At 67.8% G+C, this 14,935-nt stretch carries 13 protein-coding genes; 6 read left to right on the forward strand and 7 right to left on the reverse strand.

Annotated features, from left to right (window positions below):
- Nucleotides 1–7: 7 nt before the first annotated feature.
- The 4 genes from Q8K84_RS16500 to Q8K84_RS16515 are packed head-to-tail and all read left to right on the forward strand — an operon-like array spanning nt 8 to nt 6,748.
- Nucleotides 8–2,188 (forward strand): response regulator, encoded by a 2,181-nt coding sequence (locus tag Q8K84_RS16500; RefSeq protein WP_305283819.1) that lies wholly within the window; start codon nt 8–10, stop codon nt 2,186–2,188.
- Nucleotides 2,185–3,252, forward strand: a complete 1,068-nt coding sequence (cheB, locus tag Q8K84_RS16505) for a chemotaxis-specific protein-glutamate methyltransferase CheB (protein WP_305283820.1) — start codon at nt 2,185–2,187, stop codon at nt 3,250–3,252. The genes Q8K84_RS16500 and cheB overlap by 4 nt, the downstream gene beginning before the upstream one ends.
- Nucleotides 3,249–4,880: a response regulator gene (locus Q8K84_RS16510; protein WP_305283822.1), complete on the forward strand. Its 1,632-nt coding sequence runs from the start codon at nt 3,249–3,251 to the stop codon at nt 4,878–4,880. The genes cheB and Q8K84_RS16510 overlap by 4 nt, the downstream gene beginning before the upstream one ends.
- On the forward strand, nt 4,877–6,748 hold the full coding sequence (locus Q8K84_RS16515) for a response regulator (protein ID WP_305283823.1): 1,872 nt from the start codon (nt 4,877–4,879) through the stop codon (nt 6,746–6,748). Before Q8K84_RS16510 ends, Q8K84_RS16515 begins: the two co-directional genes overlap by 4 nt.
- Before the next feature lie 15 nt (nt 6,749–6,763).
- Here the strand turns inward: Q8K84_RS16515 and Q8K84_RS16520 are convergent, their stop codons facing one another.
- Nucleotides 6,764–7,255 carry a flavodoxin family protein gene (locus Q8K84_RS16520; protein ID WP_305283824.1) on the reverse strand — a complete coding sequence of 164 codons (492 nt, stop codon included), beginning with the start codon at nt 7,253–7,255 and terminating at the stop codon, nt 6,764–6,766.
- A gap of 188 nt (nt 7,256–7,443) precedes the next feature.
- Between Q8K84_RS16520 and Q8K84_RS16525 the strand changes: the two genes are divergently transcribed.
- On the forward strand, nt 7,444–8,388 hold the full coding sequence (locus tag Q8K84_RS16525; RefSeq protein WP_305283825.1) for an iron-containing redox enzyme family protein: 945 nt from the start codon (nt 7,444–7,446) through the stop codon (nt 8,386–8,388).
- Between the two features lie 17 nt (nt 8,389–8,405).
- On the opposite strand, the gene Q8K84_RS16530 is transcribed toward Q8K84_RS16525, so the two are convergent.
- The 3 genes from Q8K84_RS16530 to Q8K84_RS16540 form a co-directional block, all read right to left on the reverse strand.
- Nucleotides 8,406–9,881, reverse strand: coding sequence for an amidohydrolase (locus Q8K84_RS16530; RefSeq protein WP_305283826.1), 1,476 nt, complete (start codon nt 9,879–9,881; stop codon nt 8,406–8,408).
- A 166-nt stretch (nt 9,882–10,047) separates the two neighbouring features.
- Nucleotides 10,048–10,896 (reverse strand): universal stress protein, encoded by an 849-nt coding sequence (locus Q8K84_RS16535; RefSeq protein ID WP_305283829.1) that lies wholly within the window; start codon nt 10,894–10,896, stop codon nt 10,048–10,050.
- A gap of 101 nt (nt 10,897–10,997) precedes the next feature.
- The gene (locus Q8K84_RS16540; RefSeq protein ID WP_305283831.1) at nt 10,998–11,324 is read right to left on the reverse strand and encodes a hypothetical protein; all 327 of its coding nucleotides are present in this window, start codon (nt 11,322–11,324) and stop codon (nt 10,998–11,000) included.
- Nucleotides 11,325–11,500: 176 nt separating this feature from the next.
- Between Q8K84_RS16540 and Q8K84_RS16545 the strand changes: the two genes are divergently transcribed.
- Nucleotides 11,501–12,145 (forward strand): OmpW family protein, encoded by a 645-nt coding sequence (locus tag Q8K84_RS16545; RefSeq protein ID WP_305283833.1) that lies wholly within the window; start codon nt 11,501–11,503, stop codon nt 12,143–12,145.
- Between the two features lie 62 nt (nt 12,146–12,207).
- On the opposite strand, the gene Q8K84_RS16550 is transcribed toward Q8K84_RS16545, so the two are convergent.
- Genes Q8K84_RS16550 through Q8K84_RS16560 form a run of 3 tightly spaced genes read right to left on the reverse strand, consistent with a single transcriptional unit; the run spans nt 12,208 to nt 14,880 of the window.
- Nucleotides 12,208–13,383, reverse strand: coding sequence for an acetate/propionate family kinase (locus Q8K84_RS16550; RefSeq protein ID WP_305283834.1), 1,176 nt, complete (start codon nt 13,381–13,383; stop codon nt 12,208–12,210).
- A gap of 15 nt (nt 13,384–13,398) precedes the next feature.
- Entirely contained in the window at nt 13,399–14,373 is a 975-nt protein-coding gene (locus tag Q8K84_RS16555) for a bifunctional enoyl-CoA hydratase/phosphate acetyltransferase (RefSeq protein ID WP_305283916.1), read from the reverse strand.
- A 51-nt stretch (nt 14,374–14,424) separates the two neighbouring features.
- Entirely contained in the window at nt 14,425–14,880 is a 456-nt protein-coding gene (locus Q8K84_RS16560) for a hypothetical protein (protein WP_305283835.1), read from the reverse strand.
- Nucleotides 14,881–14,935 lie beyond the last annotated feature (55 nt).

Consider the following 14,935-nt stretch of genomic DNA (forward strand, 5'->3'; position numbering starts at 1 on the left):
GCGAGCCGTGCCTGATCTCCGCGCCCAGCTTCTGGCGGCGTTCGATGTCGAACACCGCGAGCACCTTGAATCCGTTCGCCGCGCCCTGGCGGCGCCGGCCGATGCGGATTTGCGCGAGGTGTTCCGGCGCCTTCACAGCCTGAAGGGCGCAGCCCGCGCGGTGGACCTGGAGGTCGTCGAGCACCTGGCTCACAGACTGGAGGAGCGGCTGGCCCAGGTGATCGATCGCGGCGCGGGTCTCGATCCGGCCAGCGTCGATCTGATCCATCTGGGGCTGGACGCCATCGAGGCCCAGGCCTCCGCCCAGCGGGAGGGGCAGCCCCTCCCCGATGCGAGCCCGGCGCTTGCCGCGCTCGGCGCCGACTCCGCGCCAGCCGCAGCGCCGAACCCCACGACGCTCCCAGCGCCCGCGCCGGCCCCTGCGCCAGCCTCGACCCCGGATCGATCTCCGGAATATGTCCGCGTCGACGCCGAGCTGGGGGAAAAACTGAGCGAAGCCCTGCACCACCTGTCCAGCGAGGTGCAGGTCGAGGCCGCCCAGGTGGAGCTGACGCACCGGCTGCGACGCGAAGCTGCTCAGCTCGAGCGTCTGTGGCGCAACATGCGCGCCCGGGGGGGCGAGGCCCGCACCTCGAACCGGGCCATGGCCTTTGAGAGCGCCCTGCAAAGCCTGACCCGCGATCTGGGCGAGCTGGCTCGACGGCAGTCCCGGGCCAACTGGGCCGTTGGCGAAAGCCTCGCGGTCCTGCGCGAACAGATCGACGAGATCGCCCTGGCGCCCGCTGAAAGCGTTCTGGGCGACCTTGGCCGTATGGTGCGCGACCTGGCCCGCGACCAGGGTCAGGACGTGGATGTCCGCACCGAGGGGCTTGAGGTCCGCGCCGAACGCCGTGTGCTGCAGGCCCTGCGCGAGCCGATCATCCACCTGTTGCGCAATGCGGTGAGTCACGGCGCAGAACCGACGGCCACCCGTCTGGCGGCCGGCAAGCCGGAGCGCCTGCACATCACCCTGCGGGCCAGGGCCCGCGGCGGACGGCTGGAGGTCCGCATCGCCGATGATGGGCCCGGGCCCGATCTGGCGCGGATCGAAGCGGCGGCCATGGCGCGCGGCTTGCTCGCGCATGGGGAGTTCCCGCGCCATCCCGACGAAATTCTGGCCCTGGCCTTTGAGCCGGGTGTTTCGGCCGCGAAGGTTGTCGATCGTCTGTCAGGACGGGGCATGGGCCTGTCGGCGGTGGGAGAATCGCTCGCCGCCCTGGGCGGGTCCGCCCGCCTTCGCGCCAGGCGCCCCGCCGGGGCGGAAGTCATCCTGTCGGCGCCCCTGTCGGCGGCGCGACAGACCCTGGTGGTGGTGGAATCCGGCGGCGCGCTCTTTGGCCTGCCCAGTTTCGCTATCAGATCGCTGTTGCGCCTGCGCGGCGGTGAGCTGGAAATCGTCGAAGGCGTGCCCAGCGCACGGATACAAATCGACGGGTCGGACATTGTCACGCCCGTGATCCCCCTGAACGCCCTCATAAATGACGCGCTCCTTGAGCCGCCAGCGTCCGGCGCGGCGACCCCGATGGTTCTCATTCATCGGGGCGACCGGCATCTGCTCCTGGCTGTCGACGAGATGGTCGATGTCCGGGAGCTGACCGTGCAGGACCTCGATGACAGCCGTCTGGCGCCGGGCCTGACCCTTGGGGCGGCGATCCTGGATGAGGACCGGCCGCTCCTGGTCCTCAATCCAGAGGCGCTGATCGACCGGTGGCTTCGCAACGCCCGTCGGTTGTCGGCCTCGGCCCTGGGCCTCGCGCCCCAGGACGCCGAAGCCCGACAGGTGCGCACCGTGCTTGTGGTGGATGACTCAATCACCACCCGCACCCTGGAAAAGAGCATTCTGGAAGCCCAGGGCTATCGCGTCCTGCTGGCGGTGGATGGGGTCGACGCTCTCAACACCCTTCGCTCCTCCGACGCCCTGATCGATCTGGTCGTCGCTGACATCGAGATGCCGCGCATGGATGGCTTTTCCCTGCTGCAGGCGATCAAGGCCGACGCCGGTCTGGCGCGCCTGCCCGTGGTTCTGATGACATCGCGCAATGACGACGCCGACATAAGGCGCGGTCTGGACCTGGGGGCCGAGGCCTACATCACCAAGCAGAAATTCGACCAGCGAGAACTCCTCGCCACGATCGGGCGCATCTTGTGAACCACGGCTCTGCGCCTGTCCGCGTGATGATTGTCGAGGACTCCCTCGTCGTTCGCGAACTGCTGTCTCATATTATCGGACGCGACCCGCGGTTCGTGATCGCCGCGGCCGTCGCCTCGGCCGAAGAGGCCCTCGCTGAGATCCCGCGGGTGCGCCCCGATGTGATCTCCATGGACATCCGGCTGCCGGGCATGGACGGGCTGGAGGCCACGGCCCAGATCATGGCCGATCATCCGACCCCTATCGTGGTGATCGCCGACGCCGTCGAAGACGCCTCCCTGCGCATCTCCATGAACGCCCTGAAGGCCGGCGCGCTGACGGTGGTCGAGAAGCCCGCCGGCCCCAGCAATGCCAGCTATGAACGTCTCGCCGACACCATCTGCACTCAGCTCTACATCATGAGCAGCGTGCCGGTGATCCGGCGGCGCAGCATCGGCACACCTCGGGATGTCCGGTCGGCGCTTCGCCCGACCAGCCCGGGAGCTTTTGAGCGTCTGGATTTCCTGGCCCTGGCCGCCTCCACCGGCGGCCCGCCGGCCCTGGCCAAGGTCCTCGGCGCCCTGCCGGCGAGTTTCCCCGCCCCGGTGCTGCTGGTCCAGCACATGGGGACGGCCTTCATGGAAGGCTTCGCCCGGTGGCTGGATGGCCTGACGGCCCTCCGCGTGGTGTTGGCCGAAGATGGGGTGATGGCGCAGGCCGGCTGCGTCTATGTGGCGCCTGGCGACAGGCATCTGGCGATCAGAAGCTCTGGCGTTCTGCGCATCACCCAGGATCCGCCGGTCAGCGGGCAGCGTCCTTCGGCCAACATTCTGTTTGGCGCCCTGGCGGAGGCGGCCCCCACGCGCACAGTCGCCGCCCTGTTGACCGGCATGGGCGAGGACGGCGCCCAGGGATTGTCGCGCCTGTCGCAAGGCGGCGCCCATACCATCGCCGAGCACGCCAGCACCGCGGTGGTGAACGGCATGCCCGCCGCCGCTGTGCGGTTGCGGGCGGCCCGGGACATCCTGCCCCTCGACCTGATCGGCCCACGGATCATCCAGCTGGCCGGCTGGGGAAGATCATGAGCCCCCACCTGCACGCCAAGGTCCTGGTGGTCGAGGACTCCGAGACCCAGGCCATGGCCCTGCGGGGGCGCCTGGAGGCGGAGGGCTATACCGTCCAGACCGTCACCAGCGCCGAGGCGGCCCTTGAGCGTCTGAACGGCCCCCTGCCCGATCTGGTGGTCGCCGACTTTCACCTGCCCGGCATGGACGGCCGGGAGTTGTCACGCCAGCTGCGCCTGAACCGCCGGACGCGAACCCTGCCTCTGCTGATGCTCACCAGCGCCCGGGAACAGGACCTGGAGCGCCAGGGCCTGGAGAGCGGCGCGGACGCCTATGTGTCCAAGTCCGCCGACATGGACGTGATGCTGGCCCGCCTGCGCGCGCTGCTGCGCCGCGGCCGCATGGCGGCCAGCGAGACGGCGGCGGACGCCGACTTCCGGCCCGCCCAGGTCCTGGTCGTCCATGACAGCCTGACCCAGCGCCTTCGCCTGAGCGCCATTCTCGCCCAGGTGGGCTATGAGGTCCGCGAAGCCTCGGACGCAGCCACCGCCCTGGCCGAGGCCGACGAACATATCGCCTGTATCATCATGCCCGCCGCGGGCGCCGGGCTGGATGGTCTTGACCTCTGTCGACGCCTCGACCTGCGGCGCGAGCGGATGGCCCTCCCCTTCCAGATCGTCGTCATCGGCCCTGGCGCAGGCGACCCCCACGCCCTCGCCGCGGCGTTCGACGCCGGCGCCGATGACGTCACCGCAAGCTCAGACGAGGACGAGGTGCTGCGCATGCGGGTGCGCGCCCTGGTGCGCCGCAAGCTGCTGGCCGAAGAGACCCGGCGCTCCGAAGCCGCCGACGCCCGCGCTGCGGCCGCCGACAAGCTGGCCCGGGCCAATGCCGAGCTTGAAGCGGCGAACCAGCAGCTTCGTCAGGCCCAGGCCCAACTGGTCCAGTCGGCCAAGATGGCCTCGCTCGGCGAGCTGGTCGCCGGCATCGCCCACGAAATCAACAATCCGCTGGCCTTCATCCTGGGCCATCAGAACACCGTCGAACGCCTGACCCAGCAACTCGGCCAGCGCCCCGACGCCGCGGATGCCGCCGTGCTGGCGAAAATGACTGACCGGCTGGGCGCCATGCGGATGGGTCTTCAGCGGATTCAGAGTCTGGTGATGAACCTGCGCAAGTTCTCCCGGCTGGATGAGGCCGAGAGCCAGAACCTCGACGTACCCGACGCCATCGACACAGTGCTGGCCCTGCTGGCCCCCAAGCTGGGCGCCATCGAGGTTCGCAAAAGCCTGCAGGCTCGACCTATGCTCGTGGCCTCTCCGGCCCTGCTGAACCAGGTGGTCATGAACGTTCTGTCCAACGCCGCAGACGCCCTGCGCGGCGCTGGCGTCATCGAGATCACCACCGAAGAGCACGACGGCCTCTATCGGATCGAAATCAATGACTCCGGTCCGGGCGTGCCGGAAGACGCTCGTGATCGGATATTCGAGCCGTTCTTCACCACCAAGCCCGTTGGCGACGGCACCGGGCTTGGCCTTGCCATTGCCTATGCCGTCGTGCGCGCCCACAAAGGCGAGATCAAGGTGGACAGCGGGCCCCTTGGGGGCGCGCGCTTTGTGATTGAGTTGCCCGTGGACGCCCAGGCATGATCCCCCTCACCTCCGCGCCCCTGATCCTGTTGGTCGATGACGAGCCGGACATCCTGGTGGCCCTCCAGGACCTGTTCGAGGACGATTTCCAGGTGCTCACGGCGCACGGCGGCGCCGAGGCGTTGCGCCTTCTGGCCGGCGAGCCAGATGTGTCTGTGATCATTTCTGACCAGCGGATGCCGGAGATGACCGGCGACGTGTTCCTCAGCCAGGCCCGGGAGGTGTCGGACGCCGAAGCCATCCTGCTGACCGGCTATGCCGATCTGAGTTCGGTCACCGCCGCCCTCAACAAGGGCGGCATCGTCGGTTACGCCGCCAAACCGTGGGACCCGGAAGCCCTGCGCGCCATGGTGAGCGCGGCGGCCGAGCGGCGCCAATTACGCCAGGCATTGAATGTAGAACGGTCGCTGCTGCGGGGGTTGATGGCCCACCTGCCGGCGGCGGTGACGGTCAAGGATCGCGAGGGCCGGCTCGTCCGCATCAATCAGCGCAAGGCGCTGGCTCTTGGCATTGACATCGAAGCCAGCCTTGGACGGACGGAGGCTGACCTGGGCGGCGTCGATCGAACCGAGGCTGAGGTCCAGGCGGTGACGCAGGGCGAGACCGTTGAGGTGCTGGACGAGCGCGAGACCGAGGTTGGGACGCAGTGGTTGAAGACGGCCATTGTCCCTGTCCATGACTTCGGCGGCGAGGTGCGCCACCTGGTGATTGTCGAGCGCGATGTCACAGATGAGAAGCTGGCCGAGATGCACCTGCGCCAGTCCGACAAGCTGCGGGCCCTGGGAACTCTGGCCGGTGGCGTGGCCCATGACTTCAATAATCTGCTGACCGCCATCATCGGGAGCCTGGAGCTGGCCACACGTCGCCTGGGCGACGAAGGGGCCGTCCGACGCTATCTCGACAACGCCAGCATGGCGGCTCAGAAGGGCGCGACCCTGACCCAGCGCCTGCTGGGCTTTAGCCGACAGACCGAAAGCCGCGGGGCCGAGGTGGTCAACCTGGTTGAAATCCTGTCCGAAACCCGGGACCTGGTGGAGCGCACCCTGGGGGGCGGCGCCAGGATCAGCTGGAACCTCGCCGACGGCCTGTGGCGATCAGCCATTGAGCCCGATCAGTTCGAACTCGCCCTGCTGAACCTGGCGGTCAATGCGCGCGACGCCATGCCAGACGGTGGCCGGATCACCATCTCGGCCTGGAACCAGACGCTTGAGACGCCCGAGCTCCAGCTGGATCTGCCGGTGGGGGACTATGCCGTCGTCTCGGTGCACGACACAGGCGCCGGCATGACGCCTGAGGTTCTGGCTCGGGTGCTGGAACCCTTTTTCACCACTAAGCCCGTGGGCAAGGGGACCGGTCTTGGCCTCCCCATGGCCTATGGATTCGCACAGCGGTCCGGCGGCGCCCTGGAGATTTGCAGCGCGCCGGGCGAGGGCACGGAGGTAAAGATCTACCTCCCGCGCGCCCATCCCGCGCCAGTCGAGGCCAGCCAGACCCTGGAGAGCGGTGGCGCGGCCATTGGCGGCCAGACCCGGCGCATCCTGGTGGTCGATGACGAGGCCCCGGTTCGCGCGGTCACCTCAGGCTTCCTGCGTGATTGCGGGCACGAGGTCGTGGAGGCCGACGGCGCCGAGATGGCGCTGGCCCTGCTGGCCACCAACGGGACCTTCGACCTCGCCCTGGTGGACTTCGCCATGCCGGGTGTGAATGGGGTGGAGTTCGCCCGCCGCGCGCGGCCCGACTGGCCCGACCTGCCGATCATCCTGATCACCGGCTATTTCGACGTCGAAGTGCCCGACGACATCACCCTCGTCCACAAGCCCTTCAGTAACGCCACCCTGCAGGCGGCCCTGGGACGGGCCTGGGGCTAGGGCCTCTTAGACTCTCTAGTAGATCCCCATGGCGAGACCAGCCGCCAGCGCCGCGCCGAGTTCGCCGCACCGCGCCAGGTCTGCAGCGCCGATCTGCTTTTCCGCCAGTATGGCCTCTGGGGTCTGGGCGTGGGTGCAGACGATGATCGGGTCAGCCACCGGTCTCAGCCGCCAGCCTGTGGCGATGCGGGCCATCTGACGCACCGCATTCTCCCCGTCGCTTCCGGCGCAGACCATGAGGGCGTAGGGCCGCCCCTCGATCTTGCCGAGGACCTGATAATAGGCCTGGTCGAAGAAGGCCTTCATCTCCCCGGTGATGGCCGCCAGGTTTTCCGGACACACAAACAGGTAGCCGTTGGCCTCCAGCACATCGGCGGCGGTCGCAGAGGGCGCTTCCAGGAAACGCACCTCGACGTCTCCTGTGTCCCGCGCGCTCGCGGCCGCCGCCTCAGCCATCTGTCTGGCCCCGCCGGTGCGGGAGTGATGGACAATGAGCAGGACTTTCATTGAAGCCTTCTAGCGGATTCAGCGGCGAATTGAGGATGGTTTGGCGCCCGACCACCACTCCAGCCTGTCGCCTTTCCGACGAACGGCCAGAAAAACGCTGGCTTCACCGCTGGTTTTGCGATTTCGCGCAGCGACCAGGGGAACCCAGAGGCTGATCTACGGATTTCTTCGCCCAACAGGAGATATCCATGGCCACGATTCAAGGCTTGGGCCTTCAGAGCGCCCCCGCCGCCGGCTTCGCCGATCCCAACAGCCTCCATCGGGGGCTGGCGCGTTGGAACCGCAGTCGGCTCTCGCCGACGATCCCCCGCAATGACTGGCGGCTCGAGTTGAACCGCGATCTGCGGATGCAGATGAAGGAAGGCGAGTTCATTGAGGCGTTTCGCGCCCGCATACAGGATGAACTCAGCGCGGTTCCCACCGATCCAGAGGGCTTCATCACCTGGTTCGAAGGCTTGAAGGACAATGGCCCGGGCCAGTGGGACCCCCTGTTTGACTGGCTGGCCACCGAGGCTGATCTGGAACAGCTCTCCTGGTTTCTGACGCAGGAAGCCGCCGGGGAGGCCGGGTTCGATGACCTTGTCGCCCTGACCCAGGTCAAGCTGCCGGCCCGTCCGAAGCTGGAGCTCGCCCGGAACTACTGGGATGAGATGGGCCGCGGCAATATGGGCGGCATGCACGGGCCGATGCTCGACATGACCGTGCAGGGCCTGGAGCTCGCCCCCACCGTCGATGGCACCCTGTGGCAGTCCCTGGCGCTGGCCAACACCATGACCGCCTTCGCCGCCACCCGACGATACGCCTACCATTCGGTGGGCGCCCTGGGGGTCGTGGAACTGACGGCGCCGACCCGGGTCGCTTCGGTGGCCGCGGGCCTCAAGCGGCTCGGCGTCGCGCCCAAGCTGCGCAAGTATTTCGATCTGCACGCCGTGCTCGATGTGGAGCACTCCAAGGCGTGGAACGCCGAGGCCCTGCTGCCGCTGGCCCAGGATCACCCGGAGGTGCTGCCGGCCATCGCCGAAGGGGCGATCATGCGGCTGCGCTGCGGCGAGCAATGCTTCGAGGCCTATCGCGCCTTCCTGTGGGCCGGCGCCCGCACCAGTCAGCCCGTGATCCTCAAGGAATCGGCCTGACCGGCGCAGCGGACGCTTCAGTCCCCCTTGGAGGACTTGCGGTAGTCCAGGGGCGGGGCGCGGTCGCCGACCATCGCCGTATAGGTGAAGTCAGCCCCACGCCGCTCCAAGAGCTCGGCCTTGGCCACATCGATCAGGGCGGGCTCACGCAAGAGCCTCGCGCCGGCGAGCGCCAGGGTCTTGGCCGCCACCTCGGCGCCCTTTGAACCAATGCTGGTCCCACCGGCGGCCACAGCCTGCCAGCTGTGCGCCGACGTGCCAGGCACCCAGGTGGCCGCCCCCATGCCCGCCGTGGGGGTGACCCAGCTCACATCAGCCACGTCGGTGGAGCCGCCGCCGCCGCCGCCGATGGCGTAGGGGCGGATTTCGCTGGCCGGAACGGGCGTACGCCCGGCCGGGAGGTGCGCGCGCATCGCCTGGGCGAAGGCCGTCTCCTCGGCGTTCCAGACGGGCGCGCCGACTTCGCGCAACGCGTTGTCCATCACCTGGCCCAGGGTGTCGTTCACCAGCATGTTGTAGACCCCGCCGGTCTGCTCGAAGCTGACTGAGGTCTCGGTGGCCAGGGCGGCGCCCTCGGCGGCTTTCTGCATGCGGGCGAAGACGTCCCGGACGATCTGCGGATCGGCGTGTCGGACGTAGTAGTAGACCTCGGCCTTGTCTGGCACGACATTGGGCGCCGCGCCGCCGTCGCTGATCACGTAGTGGATGCGGGTCCCGTCTGGAATGTGCTCACGCAGATAGTTCACCGCCACGTTCATGATCTCGACCCCGTCCAGGGCTGAGCGGCCCCGGAACGGCGCGGCCGAGGCGTGCGAAGAGGCGCCGGCGAAGCGGAACTTGCCTGAGATATTGGCCAGCGACACGCTCTGGGCGGCGCTGTTCCCGTCGCTCGGATGCCAGTGCAGGGTCGCGTCCACATCGGCGAACAGGCCCTCGCGGACCATATAGACCTTGCCAGAGCCCCCCTCCTCGGCCGGCGCGCCATAGACGCGAATCTCGCCGCCGACATTGTTAGCCTTCATCCAGGCCGCCAGGCTCTGGGCCGCAGCCACGGAAGCCGCGCCAAAGAGATGGTGGCCGCAGGCGTGGCCAGCGATCTGACCGGCGATCGGCGCGGGTTCGGGCCGCGCCTCCTGGGCCAGCCCCGGCAGGGCGTCAAACTCCGCCAGGATGGCGATGACCGGGCCCGGGCCGTTCTTGAAACTCCCCACGAACGCGGTCGGCATGCCGGCCACCCCCGGCTCCACCGCGAAGCCAGCGCTCTTCAGCTCTGACTGCAACAGGGCCGAGCTTTTGGTCTCCTGGTAGCCGACCTCTGCGAACTCCCAGATCTGATGGGCGACATCAGCCATGCGCGGGGCGCCGCTTTCGACGCTGGCGATCAGGGTCTGCTTGTCCTCGGGGGTCACCTGCGCGTTGGCGGGTGCGGTCGACAGCATGAGTGACAGGCTGGCGGCCCCCATCAGGGCGATCTTGAAAGCGGCGCGGCGCATGGGCGGACTCCGAAGGACTGGGATTTCAGGGGCGTCAGCCCCGCTGGCCAGACATCCTCTGCCGATGCCGGACCAATGCAAGTCGGCGCGGACGGTCGGCGCGGAATCCAGAAATGGCGGCGTGCAGGGGGAATTACCGCCCACACGCCGCCGAATATGGCGCCTCTCAGTGCGCCAGTAGCACCGGCACCGGGGGCGACTCCAGCATGCTGCGGGTCGCGCCCCCCAGGACAAACTCCCGGGCTCGCGAGTGGCCAAAGGCCCCCATGACCAGAAGGTCGGCCTCGGACCTTAGGGCGACGTGATCGAGCACTGAGCCGATCTTGGCGCCCGCTGAGTCGAATTCCTGCGATTCCGCAACAATTCCATGGCGCCCCAGATAGCGAATGAGATCCTGGGCTGCGCCAGCCCCGGCGCTGGCCTTCTCGTTCAAGACCGTGAGAACCACCACCTTGCGCGCCGAAACCAGGGCAGGAAGGGCGGCCGCCACCGCAGCCGCAGCAGAACGGCTGCCGTCCCAGGCCACCACGACCGTACCCAGCCCTCCCTGGGCGGGCCTTGTCTCATTCGGACGGAAAATCACCACAGGGCGACCAGACGAAAAGATCATCGCCTCAGCCACGCCCTGATAGGCGGCGGCTTCCCGGCCATAGGGGATGACGCACAGGTCTCGGGTGCGGGCCAGCCTGGCCGTCAGTTCCGGTGTCTGAAACACCTCGGCCGCAGGCGACAGGCGTCCTCCGAACACGCCGAGGGTCTTGGCGCCCGTCTCGAACCTGTCGAGAAGGTTCTCCGCGTTCTGCCGGCTGCGGGCCTCTTCGGCCTTGGCCATGTCGCCAAGCTTCAGGGCGAAGTCGGCGAGGCGGTTGGTTTTCAACGGTATGGAGACTTGCGGCGCCAGGGCGGTGACCTGCTCCCCGAGCGCCGCGCAGAGGGCCAGACCCTGGTCGAGCGCGAGATCCGGCGTGGGATCAGGATAGGTCTCAAGATGAAGCAGGATGTCTTTGTAGGCCAAGGCGAAATCTCCAGTCCAAGCAACAGGGGCTCTCGCCCCCGAGCCCGAAGAGGGCCTGAAGGCGAGAGCCGATGATGTCCGCAGCCCGGGCTGCGGCGGTCTCAGCCCTTCTTGCGGCGCTCAGCCACTAGCAGGCTGATCAGCAGCGCTGCGGCGGTCAAGGCTGCGCCTGCCGACACGATCGGATGCTCCTTGACCTCCTGGACAGCCTTCTCGGCCATGGCCTTGGCCGGCTTGGCCTTTTCCGACAAGGCGTCAGCGGCCTTGCGCACCGCCACGGCGGCCTTGGCGATGGCCTCCTCGCTTTCGTCAGACAGGCTCTCCGCCGCTGAACGCAGGGCCCGGGCGACGTCTTCCAGGGTCTCGTCGATGTTCTCCCGCAAATCCTTGACGTCTTCGCGGAGGTCTTTGCTGATGGATTTCGACATGGGGCGGCTCCTTGGGGTTGCGCACGTCATCAGGCGCCATCCCACAGGGCGTCGCCTTGACCAGCATCAAACCGCCGCAAGGTCGCCCCACAGTTCAGCTTGAGCCAGATCAAGGAGCCCCTTTGCGGGCAGGCGCATCACCCGGCCACGGTCATACCGTCAATAAGGGGATAGTCATGAAAACCACCGCCGTTCTTGCCGCCGGCCTCGCCCTCGCGCTGGCCGGGACCGCCCAGGCCCAGGAGTTCCAGCCGAAGACCGCAGGGACAAAGATGCTCAATGTCCGGGTGACCTCGGTCGACCCAGAGGCTGGAGATCCCATCACCACCCTGGCCGGCGCCCCGACGGGCCTGCGCGCCGAGGTGAACGCCGACGTTATGCCGACCATCGGTCTGAGCTACTTCTTCACCGACAATGTCGCTGTCGAGGTCATCGCCGGCACCACCAAGCACACGGTCACCGCCAAGGGCCCGGCCACCGACCTGAAGGTCAAGGAGACCTGGGTCCTCCCCCCGGTGGTCTCCCTTCAGTACCACTTCGCCCCGGCGGCCAAGGTCAGCCCCTATGTGGGCGCGGGCGTGAACTACATGATTTTCTACAACGGGTCGGACAAGAACGGCTTCGATCTCGACATCGACAACGGCTTCGGCTTCGCCCTCCAGGCCGGCGTGGACGTCGCCATGAGCGGGCCCTGGAGCGCCAATCTTGACGTGAAGAAGGTGTTCTTCGAGACCGACGCCACCGATAACCGCAATGGCGTGAAGTCGACCGTGAAGCTCGATCCCTGGGTCGTGTCGGCGGGCTTCGGCTACAAGTTCTAGAACAGGTCGCAGACCAGTTCCACGGTAGGCCCCGGCGTTCGCCGTCGGGGCCTTTCGCGCGTTCAGGACCTCGGCAGCATGGCGCGGGCCGCGTTGGCGATGACGACCTGCTCGTCAGTGGGCAAGACCATGGCCGTCACACGACTGCTGGCCACAGTGATCACCTCGGCCCCGGCCTGGTTCGCCTCGACGTCCAGTTCCGCCCCAAGCCAGGCGCAGGCGCTCAGCACCCCGGCCCGGATCTCCGCAGAATTCTCCCCCACGCCCGCGGTGAAGACGATTCGGTCCACGCCGCCGAGCGCGGCCGCCAGGCCGCCGATCTCGCGAGCCAGGCGATAGACGAACAGATCCAGGGCTTCGCGCGCCTCGGGCCGTTCGCTGGCCAGTAGAACCCGCACATCGCCGCTTTCACCGGAAACCCCCAACAGACCAGACCGGCGGTAGAGCAGATCCGTCAGGTCGGCGGCCGACATTGCCCGCGTCTCCATCAGATAGAGCAGCACGCCAGGATCCACGGCGCCTGACCGGGTGGCCATGGGCGGCCCATCGAGGGCGGAAAAACCCATGGTGGTGGCGAGGCTCTTGCCCTGCGCCAGGGCGCAGAGAGAAACCCCACTGCCCAGATGGGCGACAATCACCCGCCCGCCACAGGTGTCGCCAAACCGGGCGCGCAGCGCGCTGGCGATGAAGTCATAGGACAGTCCGTGGAAGCCATAGGCGAGAACCCCTGCCTCCGTGAGGTCCCGCGGAAGCGCGTAGATCCGGGCCAGCCGTGGCTGATCGGCATGGAAGGCGGTGTCGAAGCACCCGACCTGCGCCGCGCCTGGAAACCGGGCCTGGGCGGCGCGCACGGCGGCGAGGTTAAAGGGTTGGTGCAGAGGCGCCAGGGGTGAGAGGCCCTCAAGCCGCTTCAGGGTCTCTTCGTCGAGACGAATGGGGGCTGCGAAGTCCAGCCCCCCATGGACGATGCGGTGGCCGATGGCGGTGGGCGCGCCCACCCCACCCTCTCCCGCCAGCCAATCAAGGGTTCGCGCCAGGGCCGCACTCAGTTCGCCCTCGCCTTCAGGCCACTCGGCCTCCGCCAGGACCGCGCCGGCGGCGTCGCGGACTCTGAACTGCAGCCGATCAGGGAGGCCTGAGACCGCGCCGGTCATGCTGATCTGCAAAGCCTCGCCCGCGCTTTCATAAACAGCGAACTTCAGGCTCGACGAGCCAGCATTCAGCACGAGGATCTGCATAGGCCTGGCCTGTATCTAGGTTGGCTGGGGCTTGGAGCGCTCTGCCTTGGCCACCAGCAGGGCGACCGCGCAGGAGGCCAGGCGCGACAACACGCCATCGGACCGGCTGGTCAGCATGATCGGAACGCGGGCCCCCATGACGATCCCCGCCGACTGGGCGCGCGCCAGATAGAAGAGCTGCTTGGCCAGCATGTTGCCGGCCTCGATATCGGGGACGAGCAGGATGTCAGCGTCGCCGGCCACCTCGGACACAATATGCTTCTGGGCCGCGGCCTCTCGGGAAATGGCGTTGTCAAAGGCGAGCGGCCCGTCCAGGAGCCCGCCGACGATCTGGCCACGATCAGCCATCTTGCAGAGGGCGGCGGCGTCCAGGGTGGAGATCATCTTGGGATTGACCGTCTCCACCGCCGCCAGGATCGCGACCTTTGGCCGTTCGACCCCCATGGCCAACGCACAGTCGATGGCGTTCTGGACGATGTCACGCTTGGTGGCCAGGTCCGGGGCGATGTTGATGGCCGCGTCAGTCACCAGCAGGGGCTTGGGATAGGTGGGGACGTCGAGGATGAAGACGTGACTCATGCGTCGCTCGGTCCGCAAGCCACAGTCCTTGGCGACCACAGCCTCGAGCAGTTCGTCGGTATGAAGGGCGCCCTTCATCACCGCCTCGGCCTCTCCTCGCCCGGCGATCTGACAGGCCAGGGCGGCGGCGGCATGGCTATGGGGCGCGTCATGCAACTCGAACCCACTGATATCGACCCCCGCAGCGGCCGCAGCGGCATGGATTCGCGCCTTGGGGCCAATCAGGATCGGGACGATGAGTTGGCGCGCGGCCGCCTCAACCGCCCCGGCGATGGACAGGTCGTCCACGGGATGGACGACAACGGTGCGCACCGGTTCAGGTCGATCCGCCAGAGCCAACAGGCGCTCCAGTTGCGATCCTGGGACGCTGTCGGTTGAAATTGGCATGGTCAAAACAGAGAACTCCGTCAGAGGGGCGGCGGCCGCAACCTGTCACGGTCAAGGGCGGCCGCCCACCCCGGATCATTCCTTAGCCGGCCCGTCCCGATAGCCCAGGTCGGTTAGATCGGCTTCGTTCAGCTGGTCTGACTCCAGGCTCGTCCGGTCGGCGCGCGCGGTGTCTGGCGCAGAGGCCATGTCGCCTGCGTCGAGCAGCGGCGCCTCGTTCTCGCCCATCCCGGGGCCTCCCCCGTCCTGGGCGGCGTCGAACACCGGCCGGTCGCCGTCCCGGGCCAGACCGTCCTGCTCATCCTGGCCGAGGGCGACGATCTCTCCGTCATCCAGGTCGTCGGCAAACTGAGCTTCATCGTCATCGGCGTCACCGATAGCGGCGGTCTCGTCGCGGACCTCCGCCATCTCCTCGAAGGTCCGCATCTCGGCTGGCGGCAGGTCATCGCCGGCGCCGACGGTATTGTCTTCATCGAAGACCTCGGCCTGGTCCTGGGGTTCGAAGTCGGGCTGATCTGGGGCGGGGGGCATGAGATCTCCTGAGACTGGGGTGTTCACCTCAGAACACGCACAGCCCGCCAGCCGT

Source organism: Phenylobacterium sp. (genome assembly GCF_030679875.1).
In the GTDB taxonomy this organism is placed as follows: Bacteria; Pseudomonadota; Alphaproteobacteria; order Caulobacterales; family Caulobacteraceae; genus Phenylobacterium.